General features: G+C 70.7%; 22 protein-coding genes. 13 read left to right on the top strand and 9 right to left on the bottom strand.

The window, feature by feature from the left end:
* Nucleotides 1–10: 10 nt before the first annotated feature.
* Nucleotides 11–967: a cytochrome d ubiquinol oxidase subunit II gene (locus tag L3Q67_RS05665; protein WP_499188531.1), complete on the bottom strand. Its 957-nt coding sequence runs from the start codon at nucleotides 965–967 to the stop codon at nucleotides 11–13.
* A 2-nt stretch (nucleotides 968–969) separates the two neighbouring features.
* Complete coding sequence (locus tag L3Q67_RS05660; protein ID WP_499188530.1) at nucleotides 970–2,124, bottom strand: cytochrome ubiquinol oxidase subunit I; 1,155 nt, start codon at nucleotides 2,122–2,124, stop codon at nucleotides 970–972.
* A gap of 117 nt (nucleotides 2,125–2,241) precedes the next feature.
* Between L3Q67_RS05660 and L3Q67_RS05655 the strand changes: the two genes are divergently transcribed.
* The 6 genes from L3Q67_RS05655 to L3Q67_RS05630 all read left to right on the top strand — a co-directional run bounded on the left by L3Q67_RS05655 (nucleotide 2,242) and on the right by L3Q67_RS05630 (nucleotide 5,650).
* Nucleotides 2,242–2,580 carry a helix-turn-helix transcriptional regulator gene (locus L3Q67_RS05655; protein WP_209664289.1) on the top strand — a complete coding sequence of 113 codons (339 nt, stop codon included), beginning with the start codon at nucleotides 2,242–2,244 and terminating at the stop codon, nucleotides 2,578–2,580.
* Nucleotides 2,562–3,245, top strand: a complete 684-nt coding sequence (locus tag L3Q67_RS05650; protein ID WP_499188529.1) for a permease prefix domain 1-containing protein — start codon at nucleotides 2,562–2,564, stop codon at nucleotides 3,243–3,245. The genes L3Q67_RS05655 and L3Q67_RS05650 overlap by 19 nt, the downstream gene beginning before the upstream one ends.
* A complete protein-coding gene (locus L3Q67_RS05645; RefSeq protein ID WP_499188528.1) occupies nucleotides 3,242–3,556 on the top strand; it encodes a DivIVA domain-containing protein in 315 nt (104 codons plus the stop codon). The genes L3Q67_RS05650 and L3Q67_RS05645 overlap by 4 nt, the downstream gene beginning before the upstream one ends.
* A complete protein-coding gene (locus L3Q67_RS05640; RefSeq protein ID WP_499188527.1) occupies nucleotides 3,556–4,011 on the top strand; it encodes an SRPBCC family protein in 456 nt (151 codons plus the stop codon). Before L3Q67_RS05645 ends, L3Q67_RS05640 begins: the two co-directional genes overlap by 1 nt.
* A complete protein-coding gene (locus tag L3Q67_RS05635; RefSeq protein WP_499188526.1) occupies nucleotides 4,008–4,568 on the top strand; it encodes a DNA-3-methyladenine glycosylase I in 561 nt (186 codons plus the stop codon). The genes L3Q67_RS05640 and L3Q67_RS05635 overlap by 4 nt, the downstream gene beginning before the upstream one ends.
* Before the next feature lie 122 nt (nucleotides 4,569–4,690).
* Nucleotides 4,691–5,650: a hypothetical protein gene (locus L3Q67_RS05630; RefSeq protein ID WP_499188525.1), complete on the top strand. Its 960-nt coding sequence runs from the start codon at nucleotides 4,691–4,693 to the stop codon at nucleotides 5,648–5,650.
* Nucleotides 5,651–5,744: 94 nt separating this feature from the next.
* On the opposite strand, the gene L3Q67_RS05625 is transcribed toward L3Q67_RS05630, so the two are convergent.
* Nucleotides 5,745–6,548 carry a Clp protease/crotonase-like domain-containing protein gene (locus L3Q67_RS05625; protein ID WP_499188524.1) on the bottom strand — a complete coding sequence of 268 codons (804 nt, stop codon included), beginning with the start codon at nucleotides 6,546–6,548 and terminating at the stop codon, nucleotides 5,745–5,747.
* Between the two features lie 193 nt (nucleotides 6,549–6,741).
* On the opposite strand from L3Q67_RS05625, the gene L3Q67_RS05620 reads away from it, so the two are divergent.
* Entirely contained in the window at nucleotides 6,742–6,909 is a 168-nt protein-coding gene (locus L3Q67_RS05620; protein WP_113698116.1) for a DUF3117 domain-containing protein, read from the top strand.
* Nucleotides 6,910–6,997: 88 nt separating this feature from the next.
* Nucleotides 6,998–8,446 (top strand): leucyl aminopeptidase family protein, encoded by a 1,449-nt coding sequence (locus L3Q67_RS05615; RefSeq protein WP_499188523.1) that lies wholly within the window; start codon nucleotides 6,998–7,000, stop codon nucleotides 8,444–8,446.
* Here the strand turns inward: L3Q67_RS05615 and L3Q67_RS05610 are convergent.
* Nucleotides 8,437–9,342 (bottom strand): LysR family transcriptional regulator, encoded by a 906-nt coding sequence (locus L3Q67_RS05610; protein ID WP_499188522.1) that lies wholly within the window; start codon nucleotides 9,340–9,342, stop codon nucleotides 8,437–8,439. The two genes, L3Q67_RS05615 and L3Q67_RS05610, sit on opposite strands and share 10 nt — an antisense overlap.
* A 114-nt stretch (nucleotides 9,343–9,456) precedes the next feature.
* Between L3Q67_RS05610 and L3Q67_RS05605 the strand changes: the two genes are divergently transcribed.
* Entirely contained in the window at nucleotides 9,457–10,587 is a 1,131-nt protein-coding gene (locus L3Q67_RS05605) for an MFS transporter (protein ID WP_499191438.1), read from the top strand.
* Here L3Q67_RS05605 and L3Q67_RS05600 read toward each other — a convergent pair.
* Nucleotides 10,576–11,211, bottom strand: a complete 636-nt coding sequence (locus L3Q67_RS05600; RefSeq protein ID WP_209664298.1) for an O-methyltransferase — start codon at nucleotides 11,209–11,211, stop codon at nucleotides 10,576–10,578. The genes L3Q67_RS05605 and L3Q67_RS05600 overlap by 12 nt on opposite strands.
* 199 nt (nucleotides 11,212–11,410) lie before the next feature.
* On the opposite strand from L3Q67_RS05600, the gene sigE reads away from it, so the two are divergent.
* The 4 genes from sigE (at nucleotide 11,411) to tatB (ending at nucleotide 14,796) form a co-directional block, all read left to right on the top strand.
* Nucleotides 11,411–12,028, top strand: a complete 618-nt coding sequence (gene sigE / locus L3Q67_RS05595; protein ID WP_499188521.1) for an RNA polymerase sigma factor SigE — start codon at nucleotides 11,411–11,413, stop codon at nucleotides 12,026–12,028.
* Nucleotides 12,025–12,678 (top strand): anti-sigma factor family protein, encoded by a 654-nt coding sequence (locus L3Q67_RS05590; protein WP_499188520.1) that lies wholly within the window; start codon nucleotides 12,025–12,027, stop codon nucleotides 12,676–12,678. Before sigE ends, L3Q67_RS05590 begins: the two co-directional genes overlap by 4 nt.
* A 100-nt stretch (nucleotides 12,679–12,778) precedes the next feature.
* A complete protein-coding gene (locus tag L3Q67_RS05585) occupies nucleotides 12,779–14,317 on the top strand; it encodes a S1C family serine protease (RefSeq protein ID WP_499188519.1) in 1,539 nt (512 codons plus the stop codon).
* Between the two features lie 68 nt (nucleotides 14,318–14,385).
* Complete coding sequence (gene tatB, locus L3Q67_RS05580) at nucleotides 14,386–14,796, top strand: Sec-independent protein translocase family protein (RefSeq protein ID WP_499188518.1); 411 nt, start codon at nucleotides 14,386–14,388, stop codon at nucleotides 14,794–14,796.
* Nucleotides 14,797–15,742: 946 nt separating this feature from the next.
* Here tatB and L3Q67_RS05575 read toward each other — a convergent pair.
* From L3Q67_RS05575 to L3Q67_RS05560, 4 genes are read right to left on the bottom strand one after another with little or no spacing between them, the layout of a single operon-like run.
* On the bottom strand, nucleotides 15,743–16,888 hold the full coding sequence (locus L3Q67_RS05575) for an Mrp/NBP35 family ATP-binding protein (protein WP_499188517.1): 1,146 nt from the start codon (nucleotides 16,886–16,888) through the stop codon (nucleotides 15,743–15,745).
* Nucleotides 16,889–16,897: 9 nt separating this feature from the next.
* Complete coding sequence (locus tag L3Q67_RS05570) at nucleotides 16,898–17,407, bottom strand: DUF1003 domain-containing protein (RefSeq protein ID WP_499188516.1); 510 nt, start codon at nucleotides 17,405–17,407, stop codon at nucleotides 16,898–16,900.
* Nucleotides 17,400–18,698, bottom strand: coding sequence for a magnesium transporter MgtE N-terminal domain-containing protein (locus L3Q67_RS05565; protein WP_499188515.1), 1,299 nt, complete (start codon nucleotides 18,696–18,698; stop codon nucleotides 17,400–17,402). Before L3Q67_RS05565 ends, L3Q67_RS05570 begins: the two co-directional genes overlap by 8 nt.
* Nucleotides 18,699–18,707: 9 nt before the next feature.
* Nucleotides 18,708–19,610 carry an aminoglycoside phosphotransferase family protein gene (locus L3Q67_RS05560; protein WP_499188514.1) on the bottom strand — a complete coding sequence of 301 codons (903 nt, stop codon included), beginning with the start codon at nucleotides 19,608–19,610 and terminating at the stop codon, nucleotides 18,708–18,710.
* Nucleotides 19,611–19,661 lie beyond the last annotated feature (51 nt).

The following is a 19,661-nucleotide window of genomic DNA, read 5'->3' as shown; positions in this document are numbered from 1 at the left end:
ATTCTCCCCCTCAGAAGTGCAGCAGCGAACGGTCGCCGATCGGCCGCCGGTTCGCCCGCCAGGTCAGCCACTGCACCAGCACCACCACGGCGACGGTGGGCACCGCGACGAAGGTGAGCAACCGCAGCGTTCCCGGTGACGCGGCCGCCTGCTCGAAGTCCAGCGACAACAACAAGTACGGGAAGCGCAAGGTCCCCACCAGTACCACCGGCAACACAGCGAGCACCATCGTCCCGCCCAGGGCGATCCTCGGCGACCCCCGCCACACCACCACCAGCGCGACCGCCGCGGCCGCCAGCACCAGCGCCGCGGGCCACACCCGGTCCACAGTGGACATGATCGACGGCGACAGGCCCATCCACCCGGCCACGACCACCACGAACCCCGCCACCACCGGCACCAGCTTGCGAGCCAGCCGACCTGCTTTCGCGGCCAACTCGACGTCACCACGCACGGTCAAGAAGACCGCTCCGTGCAACGCGAACAGTGCGATGAACCCGAGCCCCCACAGCACCGAGAACGGATCGGCGACGGGCACCGGTCCGGTGGCGGGCAGCCCACGCACCAGATTGCCGAAGAACACGCCCCACGACCCGGTCGTGACCACCGCGCCACCCACGATCAGCAGATCCCAGCCTCCGCGACCGGCGCCGGGACGCCGACTCCGCAGTTGCACGGCCGCGGTGAACGCGACCAGCCCCAGCAGCATGGCCACCACGACCAGGTAGTTCTGCTTGAACACCTTGCCTTCCAGCAGCGGGAAGGCGCCGAACAGCAGGCCGACCGCGGCCACGAGCCACACCTCGTTGCCCAGGAAGAACGGGCCGAAGGAGCTGAGCACGCGACGGCGTTCCGGTTCGTTCCTGCCGAAGGCCCGCAGCAGCAGGCCCACGCCGTAGTCGTAGCCGGCGAGCGCGAAGTACCCGGCGAGCAGCAGCCCCAGCAGGCACCAGAAGAACAGTTCCATGATCAGACTCCGGTGAGCACGGGGGTGGGCTGGACCACGGGCTCGGGTCCGCGCCGGGCCAGCCGGGACAGCAGCACCCAGTTCGCGACGGCGAGCGCGGCGAAGAGCGCGGTGAACGCGAGGAACGAGGCGAGCACCTGGCCCGCGCTGAGGTCGGACATGGCGTCGGCGGTGGTCAGCTTGCCGAACACCAGCCACGGCTGCCTGCCGAGTTCGCGCACCAGCCAGCCGCAGATCGCCGCGATGAACGGCAGTGGAATACCCCAGACCATCAGGTGCAGCAACGGCCGGGCCCGCGCGATCCGGTCCTTCGCGAGGAACGGCAACGCGATCAGGCTGGCGAAGACGAAGAACTGCCCGATCATCACCATCAGCCCGAGCGGCAACCCGACCGCGCCGCCTTCGAGTTTGTCCGGCTGCACCTCGGAGATCGCCGGGAACTGGGCCGTGCCGAAACCGAACACCACCGGCGCGGCGACCAGCGTGGTGACCACGCCCAACCGCATCGACCGGCTGAAGAATTCAACCTCCTCGCTCCGCCTGAGGAAGTGGTACGCGCTGATGCCGACCACGAACACGCCGCCGGTGAGCAGGGCCGCGCTGAGGACGTGCGGTACCGCCGAGACGAAGGCCGGATTCGTCAGCAGCGCGCCGAAGTCGGTCAGTCGCAGCACACCCTGCTCCTCGACCGAGCCGACCGGGTTCTGCAGGAAGGAGTTGGCCGCCATGATCCAGAACGCCGAGGCGTAGGCGGTCAGCGTGACCAGCCAGATCAGCGCCAGGTGCAGCCACTTGCCCAGCCGGTCCCAGCCGAAGATCCACAGGCCGAGGAAGGTGGACTCGAGGAAGAACGCGACCAGCGTCTCGATGGCCAGCGGCGCGCCGAAGATGTCCCCGGCATAGGTGGACAAACCACTCCAGTTCAGCCCGAACTGGAATTCCATGACGATTCCGGTGGCGATTCCCAGTGCGTAGTTGACCACGTAGAGCTTGCCCCAGAAGCGGGTCATGCGGTCGAACACGGCCCGGCCGCTGAGCGCGTGGCGCGTCTGCATGATCGCGACCAGGGTGACCAGCCCCAGGGTGAGCAGCACGAACAGGAAGTGGAACGAGGTGGTGGTGGCGAACTGCAGTCGCGCTATCGGCAGGGCTTCCATGGCGTCGCAGCCTACATGTAGACATGCTACAGGTAGCGGTCAAATCTATGGATTCAGGGAGAACTCAGGGTCGGCTCCGGTACCTCCCCGATGCCGGGATCAGTAGAGTGCCAATGCATGAAGGCGGACGCGTTGCGCGGACATCTGGACGCCCTGTTGCTGGCCGTGCTCGACGGCCGGAAGCTGCACGGCTACGCGATCATCGAGGCGCTGCAGGCCCGCAGCGGGGGCGCGCTCGACCTGCCGACCGGCACGGTCTACCCGGCGCTGCGGCGGCTGGAACGGGCGGGTTTCCTGGCCAGCGAGTGGGATGTGGTCTCCGGGCGCAAGCGGCGGACCTACCGGCTGACCAGGGCCGGGCAGAAGGCGCTCGCCGCCGAGCGCGTCGAGTGGCAGCAGTTCACCTCGGTGATCGGCGCGGTGCTGGGAGGACAGGCATGGCCGGCGCAGGCGTGATCGACCGCTACCTGGCGGACCTGGCCGGGTCGCTGTACGGCTCGCCCGCGCGCAAGTCCGACCTGCTCGCCGAGGCACGCGACAGCCTGGACGACGCCACCGAGAGTTACCTGTCGGCCGGGCTGCCCGAGGAGGAGGCGCAGCGCCGCGCGGTCAGCGACTTCGGCACGGTCGCCGAGGTGCGGGTGGACTTCCAGTCCGAGTTGGGGCTGGCGACCGGGGTCCAGGCGCTGCGGTCACTCGCGCTGGCGTTGCCGGTGATGCACGTGCTCTGGGAGCTGACCCGGCTGACCACGATCGGGCCGTGGAGCAACACCGGCGTGCGCATGCCTGAGTGGTACGGGCCGCTGGCGCTCACGGCCGACTACACCGGGTACGCGGTGGCCGGGCTCGGCCTGGTCGCGCTGCTGGTGGCGCGGGTGCTCTGCCGGTACGCGCGGTCGGCGCGGGCCGGGCGGTGGGTGTCGCTGGTGGCGGCCACCGCGGTCGGGGTGGACCTGCTGGTGCGGGTGGTACTGGTCGGCGCGAGCGGGCTCATCGACACGAGCCTGCTGCTGTTGTCGTGGCCGTGCGCGGCGGTGGGGCTGCTGTCGATGATGGTGAGCGCTCGACTGGTCGTGCTGGCGAGACGATCGTGGCGGGCCTGTGTCACGATCGTCGCGTGACCACCGCGCTGATCTATCTAGTCATCATGCTGCTGGTCGCGGCCGTGGTGTTCCTGCTGGCCGCGGTCGTGTTCGGCCGGGGTGAGGAGCTGGCCCCGCTGGCGCCCGGGGCGTCGCCGACCAGGCTGCCCGCCGAGGACGTGACCGGTGAGGATCTGCGGGCCGTGCGGTTCCAGCTCGTGCTGCGCGGGTACAAGATGTCCGAAGTGGACTGGGTGCTGCGGCGGGCGGGCAACGAACTGGACGAACTGCGCGCGCGCGTGGCGCGGCTGGAAGCGGAGCTGAACAGCAGGCGCGAGGACGCGGTCTGATGCCCGAACTGGTGCTTTCGGTGTCCGTGGCCGCGCCCGCCGGGACGACCTGGCTGGCGCTGACCGACTGGACGCGGCAGGGGGAGTGGATGCTCGGGACCCGGGTGGAGGTGACCGAGGGCAACGGCCGCAGCGTCGGCTCGCGGCTGGCGGCGTTCACCGGGATCGCGGGGATCGGGTTCACCGACACCATGGAGATCACCGGCTGGGAGCCCCCGGTGCGGTGCACGGTCCGGCACCTCGGCCGCGTGGTGCGTGGCACGGGCGCGTTCCACGTGCACGCCCAGGGCGCGGACCGCTCCACGCTGGTCTGGTCGGAGCAGTTGAAACTGCCGTTCGGCCCGCTGGGCCAAGTGGGCTGGCCGTTCGCCAAACCCGCCTTCGCGCTGGGCGTGCGGTATTCCCTGGACCGGTTCGCACGATTCGCGGAATCCTATTCGGTGGGTGGCCGATGACCCTGCTCGGCCCGGACGGGATCTCCCGTTGTGCGTGGGGCAATTCCTCCCCGGATTACGCCGAATACCACGACAAGGAATGGGGCGTGCCACTGCGCGGTGAACAGGCCCTGTTCGAAAGGTTGTCGTTGGAAGCCTTTCAATCGGGCCTCTCGTGGATCGTCATCCTGCGCAAACGAGACGCCTTCCGCCGCGCCTTCGCCGATTTCGACCCCACGGTGATCGCCGATTTCACCGACGCCGACGTCGACCGCCTCCTGGCCGACGCGGGCATCGTCCGGAACCGGCTGAAGATCCTGGCCACCATCCGCAACGCGCGTGCCGTCGCCACCCTGGAGCAACCCCTGGACGACCTGCTGTGGTCCTTCGCGCCGGAGTCGTCCCCGCGCCCGCGCACCATGGAAGACGTCCCCGCCATCACCCCGGAATCCCGCGCCATGGCGAAAACCCTGAAGAAACTCGGCTTCGCCTTCGTCGGCCCCACCACCTGCTACGCCCTCATGCAAGCCACCGGCATGGTCGACGACCACATCCTCCCCTGCTTCCGCGCCACCTAACACCCCTTGGTTGGCCCCGCGGGATGCCGTGAATGTGGCTTTCACGGCGGAATTCGCCGTGAAAGCCACATTCACGGCACTTGGTCCGAGATTGTCGGTGGGGCGGGGCAGCATCGGCGACCATGAAATCGAACCTGGACACCGAACCGTGCCTGCGGCAGCACAGCAGCCACGGCGTCATCCGTGTCGTCAAGCTCACCGAGCTCGGCGTGCACTCCCGCACCACCTACCGGCGCTGTCAGCCGGGTGGACCCTGGACCTACCTGTTGCCGGGGATCGTGCTGCTGAGCAGATCCCGGCCGACCGCGCGGCAGCGGATTGAAGCCGCGCTGCTCCACGCGCGAGGGGCCGGCCTGCTGACGGGCTTCGAGGCAGCGCGTCGTTTCGGGTTGCGCAACGTACCCACGGGCAACGAGGTGCACCTGCTGGTGCCTGCCGACTGCCAATTCCGCAGCCCCGGCTTCGTGCTCATCGAACGCACCACCCACGTACCGCAGCGGATGAACGTGGACGGCGTACCGACAGCGCCACCGGCCCGGGCGATCCTCGACGGTGTGCGGCGACTTCGGAATCGGGACGCGGTCACGGCGTTGTTGATCGAGGCGCGACAATCCGGGCTTTGCTCGCTCGCTGAGCTTTCCGCCGAGCTCCAAACCGGCAGTCGCCGCGGTACGGCGTTACCCCGAGCGGTGCTGAAGTCGCTCGCCGACGACCTCCGCTCGGTAGCCGAAGCGCATGCGGGCAAGCTGTGGCGAAGAGCGGGCTTGCCGCCGCCGTCGCGCAACCCGGTGCTGCTCCACTCGGACGGGCGTTACATCGCCACGCCGGACCTGTGGTGGGACGAGGTAGCACTGGCCTGGGAGATCGACTCGTTCGAGCACCACTTCCGCCGGCATGACTACGCCGCGACGCTGGAGCGAAACGCTCGTTATGCCGGGGCAGGGGTGATTCTGGTGCAAACCGTCCCCAGCCGCCTGAAAACGGCCCCCGACGCCGTCATCAACGACCTACGCGCCGCCTACGACATAGCCCGAACCCGCCCACGCCCACCCCTGCAACTCCGCCGCCCAGCCCCCGCCTAACCCCCGAAGGTGCCGTGAATGTGGCTTTCACGGCGGAATCCGCCGTGAAAGCCACATTCACGGCACCAAGCGGGGGCCACCCATTGAGGAGGGGTTATTTTCCTTGGTAGGTGGGGCGTCGTTTGGTTACGAAGGCGTCGACGGCTTCGGCGTGGTCCGCTGTAGCGCCCAGGACGCCTTGCGCGGCGTCTTCGGCGGCCAGTGCTTCGCCCAGGGTGCTTTCGGCGGCGACGGCGAGTACTTCCTTGATCTTCGCGTAGGCGACGGTGGGGCCGGCGGCGAGTTTCGCGGCGACGGCTTGGGCTCGCGCGGTCAGTTCCTCGTCCGGCACGACCTCGCTCACCAGGCCGAGCGACAGCGCTTCGTCGGCTTCGACCTTGCGTGCGAGCAGCATCAGTTCCACGGCCCGCCCGTAGCCGATGAGCCGCTGCAGGGTCCACGACGCGCCCGAGTCCGGCCCCAGCCCGACGTTCGCGAAGGCCATCAGGAAATTGGCCGACGAAGCGGCGATGCGGATGTCGCTGGCGTAGGCGAACGCGGCACCGGCGCCGGCGGCCGCGCCGTTCACCGCGGCGATGACCGGCTTCGGCATGCCGGTGATCAGTCCCACGATCGGGTTGTAGTGCTCAGCCACCGTGTGCAGGGGCGCGGGATCGTTCGCCTGCAGTAACCCGACGTGCTCCTTCAGGTCCTGCCCCGCGCAGAACGCCTTCCCCGTTCCGGTCAGCACCACCGCGCGCACGCTGTCGTCGGCCGCCGCGTCGCGCAGGGCGGCCAGCAGCCGTTCCTTCAATTCGACGGTCAGCGAGTTGTACGCCTTCGGCCGGTTCAGCGTGAGCGTGCGGACACCCGGCGTGTCCGTGCTGTCACTGACCAGAAGAACGTCCTCTGTGGTCACTGGTACTCCTGTCGTCCCTCGGGGTTCCGACTGGCGAGTCTGGCACCCCGGCGAGCCGCATACCAGCACCGATGATGTGTGAAAAGATCGGTCCGCGCGCGCGGCCGCTCGCTGATGAGGGAGAATGGTTACTACCCGGTTGGCTTTGGCGAGCGCGACCCGGGCGCGCCGGTTGATACGGAGGGAGCACGCTATGGCGGCCATGAAGCCCCGGACCGGAGATGGTCCCCTCGAAGTGACTAAGGAGGGGCGGGGCCTCGTGATGCGCGTACCGGTCGAGGGCGGTGGGCGTCTCGTCGTCGAGCTCTCGGCCGAGGAAGCGAAGGATCTCGGCGCGGCGCTCCAGGAAGCCACCGGCTGAACCGGCTTCACCTCGTGCACCCCGGTCCCCGTCATGGTGACCGGGGTTAACTCTTGCCCGGATCCCGCTCGTTCTTGGAGGTTCGCTGATGGCGCGCGTTCCGTTACCGTCCGTACCCACTCGCCTGGTCGAGGTCGAGGTGCTGGACGCGTCCCGCCGCGGCGCGCTGGAGGCCGTCCTCGTTCCCCAACCGGCCGAGGGCACCGAACTCGAACCGATCGCCGGTGTGCGGCCCTCGGCCAAGGCCGGCGAGGTCAAGCTGGTGCCGGGCGACGCGCCGGTCCGCTGGCTGGTCGGCGTCGGCGAGGGCAAGGCGGCGAACTACCGGGCCGCCGGTGCCGCGCTCGCCAGGGCCGTCGATTCCTACCTGGAGCATGACCCGGTCGGCGCGGTGCAGGTCGCGCTGGCCGAGGACGCGACCACCGAGGCCGCCTGCGAGCTGGCGATGGGCGTGCTGCTCGGCGGCTACCGCTACAAGGTGACCGGTGAGGAGCCGAAGCCCCGGCTCAAGACCCTGCGCCTCATCCCGCGGTCCGAAGTGCCCGCGTTCGCCGAAGCCGTCGACCGCGCGCGGGAACTCGCCGCGGCCGCCGCGCTCGCCCGCGACCTGGCGAACACCCCCTCCAACGTGAAGGACCCGGCCTGGCTGGCGGGCACCGCCGAACGGCTCACCTCCGGGCTGTCCGGGCTGACCGCCACCATCCGGGACGAGCGGTGGCTCGCCGACCAGGGCTTCGGTGGCGTGCTCGCCGTCGGCGGCGGCTCGGCGAGCCCGCCACGGCTGATCGAGCTGGACTACCGCCCTCGCGGTGCCACCCGGCACCTGCTCTACGTGGGCAAGGGCATCACCTTCGACACCGGTGGCCTGTCCATCAAACCCGCCGAGGGCATGCACCTGATGCGGACCGACATGGCGGGCGGGGCCGCGGTGATCGCCGCGGTCCGCGCGATCGCCGCGCTCGGGCTGAAGGTGCGGGTGACCGCGCTGGTCCCGGCCGCGGAGAACCACGTGTCCGGCTCCGCCTACCGCCCCGGCGACATCGTGCGCCACTACGGCGGCAAGACCACCGAGGTCGGCAACACCGACGCCGAGGGCCGCATGGTGCTCGCCGACGCGCTCGTCTACGGCATCAAGCGGTTCAACCCGGACGCGGTGGTCGACGTGGCCACGCTGACCGGCGCCATGAAGGTCGCGCTCGGCCTGCGGACCGGCGGCCTGTTCGCCAGCGACGACGACCTCGCCGCCCGCGTCGTCGCCGCCGGTGAAGCCGCGGGTGAGGCCTGGTGGCGGATGCCGTTGCTGGAGGCGCACGAGGACGCGGTCAAGGGTGACCTCGGGGACGTCAAGCAGGCGCCCGGCGGTCCCGGCGGCATCACCGCGGCGTTGTTCCTGCGCGAGTTCACCGCGGGCCTGCCGTGGGCCCACCTGGACATCGCCGGACCGGCTCGTGCCGACCGCACCTACGCCGATGTCGTGCCCGGTGGCACGGGGTTCGCGGCACGCACGCTGGTGGAGTTGGCCGCGGCCTACGCGTGATCGAGGACGTGCGCGCGGAAGGCGCGCACGGCGGGCGTCAGCTCGCTCCCCGCTGACCAGACGAGCCCGATCGTGCGCGTGACCGGCGGTTCGAGCGGGACTTCCGCGACGCCCGCCGGTGGTCCCGGCGCGAACCGGGGGAGCAGCGCGACGCCCAGACCGGCCGCGACCAGGCCGCGCACGGTGTCCGACTCCTGCCCTTCGAAGGCGATCGACGGGCTGAACCCGGCGGCCGCGCACAGTTCGTCGGTGATCTGACGCAGGCCGTAGCCCGGTTCGAGGGTGACGAACGGTTCGTCGATGAGTTCACCGGCGTGGACCTGCTCCCGGCCGGCCAGCGGGTGCGCGGTGGGCACGCTCAGCCGCAACTCCTCGTGGGTGAGGGTGGCCGAGTCGAACACCGGATCGGCGGGCAGCGGCGCGACCAGCGCCAGGTCGATTTCGCCGGTGCCGAGCCGGTCGAGCACGTCCTGCCGGGAGCCCTGCACCAGGCTGAACCGGACCTGCGGATTCGCCCGGCGGAATCCGGCGAGCAGCGAAGGCACCAGCGAGCGTCCGAGCAGGTGGAGGAAGCCGAGCACGACGTGCCCGCGGTCCGGGTGGATCTCCTCGCGGGCTTGGCGAGCGCCGACCTCCAACGAGAGCAGCGCCCGCTCGGCTGCGTCGGCCAGTAGTTCGCCGGCTCGGGTCAGCCGGATGCCGCGCCCGTCCGGTGCGGTCAGGGAGGCTCCGAGATGACGGCCGAGCGCGGCCAGGCGACGGCTGGCGGTCGGCTGCGGGAGGCCGACGAGGTCAGCCGCACGGGTGATGTTCTTGGTCACCCCGACCGCCGCGAGCAGCGCCAGATCCGGCGCCAGTTCCTGGACAAAGCGCTGATCCGACGATTCATCCATCATCGTATGAATTGTCGCATGATCGCGTATTGGACGTATTGATTAGCGAGGCTTAGCTTCGAGGGCGTGACCACGACCGCCGCACCACCCCAGGCCGAAGCGCCCGCCCGGCGACAGGTGACGGTGGCCGTCGCGGCGGCGGGTATCTCCTCGTTCGCCCTGCTCTACGCCCCTCAGCCGGTGTTGCCCCAGCTCGCCGAGCGCTTCCACCTCGACCCCGGCGGTGCTTCGCTCGCGGTCAGCGTGGCGACCGGCGCCTTGGCCATCTCCGTGCTCCCCATCGCGACGTTGTCCGAAGTCATCGGCCGCCGGCGGGTGATCCTGGCGTCGGTCATCTCGTCCGTGCTGCTCGGCCTGGCACTGCCGTTCGCCCCGAACTTCCCGGTGCTCCTGGGGCTGCGCGCGCTGCAGGGCATCGCGATCGCGGGCTTCGCCGGGGTCGCCGCCGCCTACCTCGCCGAGCGGCTCGGCAAGGCCGGGGTCGCCGCCGCGGTCGGCGCGATGATCGCCGGCAACACCGTCGGCGGCATGCTCGGCAGGCTGTCGAGCGGCTTCACCGCGGACTGGCTCGGCTGGCCGGGCGCGCTGGGCCTCACCGCGGGGTTGGCGCTGGTCTGCGCCCTGCTGACGGTCCTGACCCTGCCGAAATCCGACGCGTCACCCGGCAAGGCGCCGCTCAGCGGACTGCGGGCCGCGCTGTCCAGCCGCGTGCTGCTGGCGCAGTACTCGGTGGCGTTGCTCGCGATGGGCTCCTTCGTCGCGCTGTACAACGCGGCCGGGTTCCGCCTGACCGGCGAGCCGCTCGACCTGCCGCCCGCGATCGCCTCGCTGGTGTTCCTCGCCTACGCGATGGGCACCTTCACCTCGAGCTACGCGGGCCGCCTGGTCGCCAGGTTCGGGCGGATCCGCTCGGTGTCCGCGGCGCTGGTGATCACCGTGCTCGGGGCGACGCTGACCATCGTCGACTCGCTGATCTGCGTCGCCGTCGGCTTCGTGGTGCTCACCGGCGGGTTCTTCGCCGCGCACGCGGTGGCCAACGGCTGGGCCGCGGCCGAGGCGCCGCCGGGTGCGCGCGGCCAGGTCGGCGGGCTCTACACCCTCGCCTACTACCTGGGCAGCAGCATCGGCGGCACGGTCGGCGCGACCGTCTACGGGCACGCCGGCTGGGTCTGGCTCATCGCACTGGTCTCGGCCTGGCTGCTGCTCGCGCTGCTGATCTCGGTGCTGGCCACCAGGTCACGGCGCTGAGAGCACCGACGCGACCAGCAGCCCGCCGCCGACCGGCAGCACCGCGGGCACCAGCCGATCGCTCTCCCGCACCGCGCGCGCCACGTCGCGCATGGCCAGCGTCTCCGGATCGCGGCCGTTGCGCACCCCGGACAGCAGGTTGTGGAAGGCGATCACGCCACCCGGGCGCAGCAGTTGCACGCCCTGTTCGAAGTAGTGCGGGTATTCGGCCCTCGCGGCGTCCACGAACACCAGGTCGTAGCCGCCCGCGGTGAGCCGCGGCAGCACGTCGAGCGCGCGGCCCATGATCAACCGGGTGCGTCCCGGCGGCAGTCCGGCCTCGAGGAAGGTCTTGCGGGCCGCCCGGTGGAACTCGGGCTCGATGTCGATGGAGGTGAGCACTCCGTCCTCGGCCATGCCCCGGTGCAGGTAGAGCCCGCTGACCCCGACGCCGGTCCCGATCTCCACCACCGCCCTGGCCTGCAGCGTCGCGGCGAGAAAGCTCAAGGTGGCCCCGCAGGCCGCACCGACCGGGGCGCAGCCCAGCTCGGCCGACCTGGCGCGCGACGCGACCAGCACGTCGTCGTCGGGCAGGTAGCCCTCGACGAAGACGCCCAGGTCGTCCAGGTGTGTGTCGGAGTGCACGCAGTGAGGTTAGCGGTGCCTGTCGACAAATCAGCGCAGGCCGCCGGGCAGGTCCGCCAGTTCCCACCCCAGTACTTCTCAGGCTCCTCTCAGCGCTGTCTCACTACAACCATAAGGAAGCCGGACAGACTGCAGTCAACGAACCGGGAACACCCTGCGCGGGGACAGCGTTAGGGGAAGTAGTTGGGAGATCAGCCTGATGGAGGTGCCTTCCCCCACGATGCAGAAGAGCACGCAGGTCGAGCCGGTGGCCGTCGGCGAAACCGCTGAGGCCGCCTGGACACCGCCGTCCTGGGACGAGGTCGTGCGCGAGCACGCCGACCGCGTCTACCGGCTGGCGTACCGCCTCACCGGTAACACCCACGACGCCGAGGACCTCACCCAGGAGACCTTCATCCGGGTGTTCCGCTCGCTGGCCAACTACAAGCCCGGCACCTTCGAGGGCTGGCTGCACCGCATCACCACCAACCTCTTCCTCGACATGGCCCGCCGCCGCTCCCGGGTGCGCATGGAGGGCCTCCCCGAGGACACCGACCGCATCGTGGGCGACGACCCGAGCCCCGAGCAGGTCTACTCGGACACCCATCTCGACCCCGACCTGCAGGCCGCGCTGGACGAGCTCCCGCCGGAGTTCCGCGCCGCGGTCGTGCTGTGCGACGTCGAGGGCCTGTCGTACGAGGAGATCGGCGCCACGCTCGGGGTCAAGCTCGGCACCGTGCGCAGCCGCATCCACCGCGGCAGGCAGGCCCTGCGTGCCTCGCTGGAGCGCGCGCGGGCGATGAAGCGTGAAGCGATCCCCGTGGGGGCGCCGGCATGACCGAAGCGCGCGGTTGGGGACTGCCCGAGTCGCATCTGCTGCCCGACGCGGTGGTCGCGTTCGTCGACGGTGAGCTCTCCCTCGGCGCGCGGGACCGCGCGTCGAGCCACATCGCCCGCTGCCCTTCGTGCGCGGGTGACGTGGCCGCGCAGCGCCAGGCCCGCGCGGAGGTCAAGCGCGCGGACGCCCCCGCCATGTCGGCGGGGTTCCTGGCGAGCCTTCGTGACATCCCCCAGCACACCGAGCTGAGCACCGCACCGGACAACCTGGCGATCACCGAGGACGGTCAGCTGGTCACCATCCAGCGCCCGGACCGGGTCGCCGGGCTCCGGGACGGCTCCGCGCCGCTCGGCTCCACGGCACCGCTGGGCAATTCGCGCACCGTGCTCGGCGGCGGCCGCTTCGGCGTCTCCGGGCGCCGGGCCGCGCAGGGCGCCGGGGTGGTCGTCTCCGGGCTGGTGCTCAGCGCGCTGGCACTGGTGGCCACCTCCGGCACCGACGGCGGTGACGTCGCCACCGATCCCAAGCAGGACCCGCTCTCCGGCGTGCTGCCCGCCCAGTTCGGCGCGTACCCCGTGCCCTCGAGCCTGGCGCCGCCGTCCTCCTCGGCCTCGGCCAGCACCACGGTCGGCGTGCCCACCGGCCGCTGAACAGGGGCGAAACGCCTACTTCACCGGCCAGACGGCAGAATTCGCGGCAAACGTCCGGCGTATTCGTCACGCCGACGGCCGGTCACGCGTCGAGGAATGAATGAGCCAGCAGCCCAACCCGCAGCAGGACCCGTCCGGCGCGCCGCGGCGCGAGGACAGGCTCGTCCCCAGGCCACTGGAGCGCCCGCCGGTGGATCCGGCGCAGGCGTCGGTCTTCGGCAGGCCGCGTGGCGTCGATGGCGCCTTCGACCGGCTCTACACCCCGGACGCGCGCAACGGCAAGGCGAAGCAGGTCACGCTCGCGCCGCCGCCCCCCGAATCGCTGGCCGAGGCCTTCCGCCGCCCGCCGGACACCCCCGGGGTGGTGCTGCAGCGCCCGGCCGGTGACCAGGGCGGCGCGGGAGCCACCGAGGCCGAGGCGCCCCTGTGGTCGAAGCCCGCGGACCCGTGGCGCGACCCGAACGCGGGCGCGCTGCTCGGCGGTCCGGCGGTCGCGCCGGAGGAACCGGCCAAGGAAGACCCGGAGGAGCGCCCGCGTGGCGCGATGCTCAGCCTGCCCGAGGTGCTGTTCGGCAGGCAGGTCAAGCCCACCGCCCTGGCGCTGCTCGGCGTGATCGCGCTGCTGATCGGCGCGGTCGGCGGGCTGACCGGCTGGTGGCTGTCCGATCGCGGTGACGCGCTGACCGGTGAGTTGAACATCGCCGAGGCCGAGGCGGGCAAGGAGCGTCCGCCGGGTTCGGTGGCCGAAGTCGCGCAGCGGGTGGCGCCCGCGGTGGTGTCGCTCGAAATCCGGATCGGCGAGGGCGGCGGCAGCGGCTCCGGCGTGGTCATCGACCCGCAGGGCTACATCCTCACCAACGACCACGTGGTCTCGATGGCGGTCAAGGACCAGTCCGCGAAGATCACCGCGGTGTTCATCAACGGCACGCGGAGCGAGGCGAAGGTGGTCGGCACCGACCCGAAGACCGACCTCGCGGTGGTCAAGGTGAACGTGCCGGACCCGGTGGTGGTGCAGGTGGGCAAGTCCGCCGACCTCGCCGTCGGCGACTCGGTGCTGGCCGTCGGCTCGCCGCTGGGCCTGGAGAACACGGTGACCAGCGGCATCGTCAGCGCCCTGAACCGGCCGATCGGCATGCCGGGCGAGAACGGCGGGCCGCCGTCGAACTACGGCGCCATCCAGACCGACGCGCCGATCAACCCGGGCAACTCCGGTGGCGCGCTGGTCGATTCGACCGGGGCGCTGGTCGGCATCAACACCTCGATCCTCGGTGGTGGCGAGGGCCAGGGCGGCAACATCGGCATCGGCTTCGCCATCCCGATCGACCAGGCCATCCGGATCAGCCGGTCGCTGATCGAGCAGGGCTCGGTCAAGCACGCCGACCTGGGCCTGAACGCGGCTTCGGTGGCGGCGAACACCTCGGAAGGCGCGCAGGTGCAGAACGTCGCGCCGGGCGGTCCCGCCGCGGGGGCCGGGATCGCCGAAGGTGACGTGATCACCAAGGTCGGGGACCGGATCGTGCGGACGGCCACCGAGCTGACCGTGGTGGTGCGGGAGCACAACATCGGGGACGTGGTGCCGGTCCAGTTGTCGCGGCAGGGCAGGCAGTTGGTGGTCGACGTCACGCTGGGCTCGGACTGAGCCTGGGATGCTCACCGGATCGGGCGGTACGCTGAGCTTGGCGCAGTGCACGAGTCGGAGGTCACAGGGTGTTCGAGAGCGTTGGCTGGGGCGAGATCCTGGTCCTCATCGTGGCCGGGCTGTTCATTCTGGGCCCGGAGCGGCTGCCCGAAGCGGCGGCGTGGCTCGGGAAGAGCATGCGCAAGGTGCGTGACTTCGCCAGTGGCGCGCGGCAGCAGCTCAAGGACGAGATGGGGCCCGAGTTCGAGGAGTACCGGAAGCCGCTGGAAGACCTGCGGCAACTCCGCAACTTCGACCCGAAGCGGGCCGTCACCCAGCACCTGTTCGACGGTGACGCGGACCCGCTCGGCCTGAACACCACCAACGGCAACGGCGGCTCGGACCCCGTGAAGCCGAACGGCCACCCAGCCGCCACCTCCGCCACCCCAGAACCCCTGAAACCCGGCGAAAAACCCCCCGTCGACCCAGACGCCACCTAACCCCCCAACCCCACACTCGCGCACCCGAGTCCCGCACTCGTGCAGCCGAACCCCACGTTCAGGCACCCGAGTTCCACGTTCGCGTGCCCGAACCCACGTCCAGGCATCCGAGTTCCGCATTCGCGTAGCCGAACTCCACGTTCGGGCAGCCGAGTTCCACACTCGTGCACCCGAACCTCACGTCCAGGCAGCCGAATCCCGCACTCGCGTAGCCGAGCCCACGTTGAGGCAGCTGAGTTCCACACTCGCGTAGTCGAGCTCCACGTTCGGGCACTCGAGTTCCACACTCGTGCACCCGAACCCCACGTCCAGGCAGCCGAATCCCGCACTCGCGCAGCCGAACTTCACGTTCAGGCATCCGAGTCCCGCACTCGCGTAGCCGAGCCTCACGCTCAGGCAGCTGAGTTCCACGTTCGCGTAGCCCGAGTTCTACGTTCGGCAGGTGAGGGCCTTGCTTGCGTAGGCAGGCTGTTCGACCGGGACAGGTGGGCCCGGCTCAGTCGACGGGCCTTGCCGACCCGAGTGTGGAACTCGGGTACCTGAGTGCAGAACTCGGCTACCCGAGTGTGGAACTCGGGTGCCTGAGTGTGGGGCTGGCGCTATCCGAGGGCGGAGGTCGGCCGCACGCCCGAGGCCAGGCTTCGGCCGCCCGGATGTAGGACTCGCCTGCTCGAATGTGGGGTTCGCCTGCCCGAATGTGGGGTTCGCCTGCCTGAGTGTGGGATTCGGCTTCCTCAACGTGGGACTCGGCTGCTTGAACGTGGGACTCAGACGCCCAAGTGTGGGACTCGGCGTTCTGAACGTGGGGTTCGGCTACCCGAGTGTGGAACTCGGGTGCCCGAACGTGGAGCTCGGGTGCACGAGTGTGGGACTCGCGCACCGAGTGTGGGACTCGGGTGCCCGAGTGTGGGGGTCGGGTGCGTGAGTGTGGGGCAGGGGCGGGGGGTTAGCGGGGGGTGGGGGTTACGTTCAGCATCATGCCGGCCAGGCCTCGGGCTCGGACGGACAGTTTGGTGGCGGCCTCGCGCAGGACCTGCGAGGCGGGCGCGTCCGGGGCGGCCAGGACGATGGGGGTGCCGGCGTCGCCCTGTTCGCGCAGGCGCGGGTCCAGGGGGACCTGGCCCAGCAGCGGTACAGGCGAGCCGACCGCCTTCGAGAGCGAGTCGGCCACGGACTGGCCTCCGCCGGAACCGAAGATCTCCATGCGCGAGCCGTCCGCGGTTTCGAGCCAGGACATGTTCTCGATCACCCCGGCCACCCGCTGCCGCGTCTGCAGCGCGATCGCGCCCGCCCGCTCGGCCACCTCGGCGGCGGCCTGCTGCGGCGTGGTCACCACCAGGATCTCCGCGTTCGGGATGAGCTGCGCCACCGAGATCGCGATGTCCCCGGTGCCCGGCGGCAGGTCCAGCAGCAGGATGTCCAGGTCACCCCAGAACACGTCGGCGAGGAACTGCTGCAGCGCGCGGTGCAGCATCGGCCCCCGCCACACCACCGGCTCGTTGCCCGGGGTGAACATGCCGATCGAGATGACCTTCACCCCGTGCGCCTGCGGCGGCATGATCATCGTGTCGACCTTGGTCGGCTTCTCGCGCGCGCCGAGCATCCGCGGCACCGAGTGGCCGTAGATGTCCGCGTCCACCACGCCGACGGACAGCCCGCGCTGCGCCATGGCCACCGCGAGGTTCACCGTCACGCTCGACTTGCCGACCCCGCCCTTGCCGGACGCCACGCAGTACACCCTGGTCATCGACCCGGGCTGGGCGAACGGGATCACCGGTTCCTTGGCGTCCCCGCGCAGCGACTTGCGCAGATCGGTGCGCTGCTGGTCGCTCATCACGTCCAGCTCGACCCGCACACCGCGCACGCCGTCCAGCTCTTCGACCGCGGCGGTGGTCTCCTTGGTGATGGTGTCCTTCAGCGGACAACCGGCCACGGTCAGGTAGATGGCGACCGTCACCACGCCGTCTTCGCCGATCGTGACGTCCTTGACCATGCCGAGCTCGGTGATCGGTTTCTTGATCTCCGGGTCGTAGACGGTCTTCAGCGCCTCGCGGACGTCGTCGGTGGTCGGGAGCTGTCCAGTGCTGGTCACCCTTCCATGTTACGTATCGGTAGTGCCGCTCCGAGCCCGGCTCTTGCGCGGCTTGGTGTCGAGGTCCTCACGCAGCTTGTCGAGCTCGCCGCGCAGGTAGTCGCGGGTGGCCACCTCACCGATCGCCAGCCGCAGCGCGGCCAGCTCCCGCGCCAGGAACTCGGTGTCCGCCTTGGTCTGCGCGGACCGCGTTCGGTCCTCCTCCAGCGACACCCGGTCGCGGTCGTCCTGCCGGTTCTGCGCCAGCAGGATCAGCGGCGCGGCGTAGGCGGCCTGGGTGGAAAAGGCCAGGTTGAGCAGGATGAACGGGTACGGGTCCCAGCGCAGCGACACCGCCGTCAGGTTCAGGATGATCCAGACGATCACGGTCAGCGTCTGCCAGAACAGGTACGTGCCGGTGCCGAGGAAGCGCGCGACCCGCTCGGTGATCCGGCCGAAGAAGTCCGGGTCCAGCCGCAGGCCGATCCGGCGGCCGGCGCGCGGCTGGTCGAGCCGGCGGCGGTGATGGGGCTCAGGCAAGTTCGGACTCCTTGGAATTCGCCGTACCCACGTCGTGCAGGCCGGTTTCGCGCCAGTTCTCCGGCAGCAGGTGGTCGAGCACGTCGTCCACGGTGACCGCGCCGATCAGGTGGTCCCCGCTGTCGACCACCGGCCCGCAGGCCAGGTTGTACGCCGCGAAGTACCGGGTGACCTCGGTGAGCGTGGCGTCGGCGCGCAGCGCGGGCAGGTCGGTGTCGACGGCGCTGGCGACCAGTTCCGCCGGTGGCTCCCGCAGCAGCCGCTGGAAGTGCACGCAGCCGACGTACCGGCCGGTGGGCGTGGCCTGCGGCGGGCGGCAGACGAAGACCATGGTGGCCAGCGCGGCGGGCAGTTCCGGGTTGCGGATGCGGGCCAGCGCCTCGGCGACCGTGGCGTCAGGCGTGAGCACCACCGGTTCCGGGGTCATCAGCCCGCCCGCGGTGTCCGACGAGTACGCCAGCAGCCGCCGGACCGGCTCGGACTCCTCCGGTTCCATCAGTTCCAGCAGCCTGCGCTGGTCGGCCGGGGTCAGCTCGGCGAGCAGGTCGGCGGCGTCGTCGGGGTTCATCGCCTCGAGGATGTCGGCGGCCCGTTCCTCGGCGAGGTAGCCGAGCAGGTCCTTCTGGTCGTCGTCGGGCAGTTCCTCGATCACGTCGGCCAGCCGCTCGTCGTCCATCGCGTCGGCGACCTCGTGCCGCCGCTTGACCGGCAGGTCCCGCAGCGTGGCGGCGACGTCCACGGCCCGCATGGTGTCGAAGAGCATGAGCAGCTGCCCGGCGCCCTGCGGCTGCACGGCCAGGTCGGCCAGCCCGAGCCCGGCGACCTCGCTCCACGGCAGCACCTGCAGCGACGAGCGGCGGCGGCCCAGTCCGAGGCGCGAACTGCGCTCCCGGACGGCCAGCCTCGCCAGCACCCAGTCGCGCGTGCGGGTGGGCTCCATCGCGGCGTCGGCCACGGTGACCCGCACGCCCGAGGCGGCCAGCGTCGCGTGCGCGTCGGCGAGCTGGCCGAGCACGAGCACCTCGTTGGGGCGCCGGTGGAACTGGCGCATGTTGACCGAACCGGTGGTCAGCGTCACCGCGTTCGGCTCGATCGAGGTGACCCGGAGCATCGGCACGAAGACCCGGCGCCGGGTGGCCAGTTCCACCACCAGCCCGAGTACCCGGGGTGCCTGCTGGTCCAGGCGGAGCCCGGCGACCAGGTCACGCACCTTGCCGATGGACTCGCCGTCCGGACCGAACACCGGTAAACCGGCCAATTGAGCAGCGAAAACGCGGTTTACGGCGGCCATAGCCGAAGACTAACCGAGCGCTCGGCCGTTCGCCGGGAGCCGTTGCGCCCAGTCCAGCACCGGGCGCAGGGCGTCCAGCAGCCGCCGGTCACCGGCGCTCGTCGAGTAGAACCACGCGTCGACCGCCCGGAACAGCAGCCACGACCTGGTCAGTTCCGGGTCGAGCCCGGCGCCGTCGACGACGGCCCGCAGCCGCCGCGCCACCGGTGTCTCACCGGCCCGGTTCCAGATGAGCGGGCCCACGCCGAATTCGGGATCACCGGCGATCGGCTGCGGATCGATGGCCAACCACGGCCGCCGCGTCCCGGCGAGCACGTTCTGGAAGTGCAGGTCCTGGTTCACCAGCAGTGACGCGGTTTCGGGGCCGCGTTCGCGGGCGAAGCCGACCGCCGCGTCGACCAGCCGCCGTGGCAGCGGGTGGCCGAGCTCACGTGATTCGCGGGGGAGTTCCGCGGTCCAGCGTTCGGCCTCCGCGCGCAGGTGACGCCGCAGCGCGGGCGCGGGCACGGTCATTTCCCGCAGGAGGCCGGTGATGATCGCGATCGCGGCGTCGATCGGCTCGCTGTCCAGGTCACGGCCGCTGGCGAGCCGTTCCAGCAACAGGACCCCCGGTTCGTGCGCCAGCAGCAGCACCGCTCCTCGACCGTTCCAAGTGGACAGTGCGATCGGCTCGTCGGCGGTGTCGGCGTCCAGCCAGGTCAGCTTCAGCGCGGCCGGCGTCCCGTCGGTGCGCACCACCGGCAGCACCACCGCGGCGTACCCGTACCGCACCGGGCCGTCGATGGTCAGCGACCACCGCGTCAGGTACTCCTCCAGCCGGGCCGGGAGGTCCGCCAGCCACGCCCGTCCCCGGTCGCCCTCGCGCTGGCAGATCCGCGTGGAAAACGGGGCGGGAATCTCGAATCGGGTCACGGGAACACCCTGCCGAAAGGCGTAAACTCGACGCGAGGGGGTTTTCCCCGG

The organism is Saccharothrix sp. AJ9571 (assembly GCF_021725495.1).
In the GTDB taxonomy this organism is placed as follows: Bacteria; Actinomycetota; Actinomycetes; order Mycobacteriales; family Pseudonocardiaceae; genus Amycolatopsis; species Amycolatopsis magusensis.
This window is presented reverse-complemented; position numbering and strand designations above follow the sequence as displayed.

Bases quoted from the DNA above. Each gene is read 5' to 3' on its own strand.
- L3Q67_RS05665 (WP_499188531.1), bottom strand. From the start codon at position 967: ATGGAACTGTTCTTCTGGTGCCTGCTGGGGCTGCTGCTCGCCGGGTAC.
- L3Q67_RS05660 (WP_499188530.1), bottom strand. From the start codon at position 2,124: ATGGAAGCCCTGCCGATAGCGCGACTGCAGTTCGCCACCACCACCTCG.
- L3Q67_RS05655 (WP_209664289.1), top strand. From the start codon at position 2,242: ATGAAGGCGGACGCGTTGCGCGGACATCTGGACGCCCTGTTGCTGGCC.
- L3Q67_RS05650 (WP_499188529.1), top strand. From the start codon at position 2,562: ATGGCCGGCGCAGGCGTGATCGACCGCTACCTGGCGGACCTGGCCGGG.
- L3Q67_RS05640 (WP_499188527.1), top strand. From the start codon at position 3,556: ATGCCCGAACTGGTGCTTTCGGTGTCCGTGGCCGCGCCCGCCGGGACG.
- L3Q67_RS05635 (WP_499188526.1), top strand. From the start codon at position 4,008: ATGACCCTGCTCGGCCCGGACGGGATCTCCCGTTGTGCGTGGGGCAAT.
- L3Q67_RS05630 (WP_499188525.1), top strand. From the start codon at position 4,691: ATGAAATCGAACCTGGACACCGAACCGTGCCTGCGGCAGCACAGCAGC.
- L3Q67_RS05620 (WP_113698116.1), top strand. From the start codon at position 6,742: ATGGCGGCCATGAAGCCCCGGACCGGAGATGGTCCCCTCGAAGTGACT.
- L3Q67_RS05615 (WP_499188523.1), top strand. From the start codon at position 6,998: ATGGCGCGCGTTCCGTTACCGTCCGTACCCACTCGCCTGGTCGAGGTC.
- L3Q67_RS05610 (WP_499188522.1), bottom strand. From the start codon at position 9,342: ATGATGGATGAATCGTCGGATCAGCGCTTTGTCCAGGAACTGGCGCCG.
- sigE (WP_499188521.1), top strand. From the start codon at position 11,411: ATGGAGGTGCCTTCCCCCACGATGCAGAAGAGCACGCAGGTCGAGCCG.
- L3Q67_RS05590 (WP_499188520.1), top strand. From the start codon at position 12,025: ATGACCGAAGCGCGCGGTTGGGGACTGCCCGAGTCGCATCTGCTGCCC.
- L3Q67_RS05585 (WP_499188519.1), top strand. From the start codon at position 12,779: ATGAGCCAGCAGCCCAACCCGCAGCAGGACCCGTCCGGCGCGCCGCGG.
- L3Q67_RS05565 (WP_499188515.1), bottom strand. From the start codon at position 18,698: ATGGCCGCCGTAAACCGCGTTTTCGCTGCTCAATTGGCCGGTTTACCG.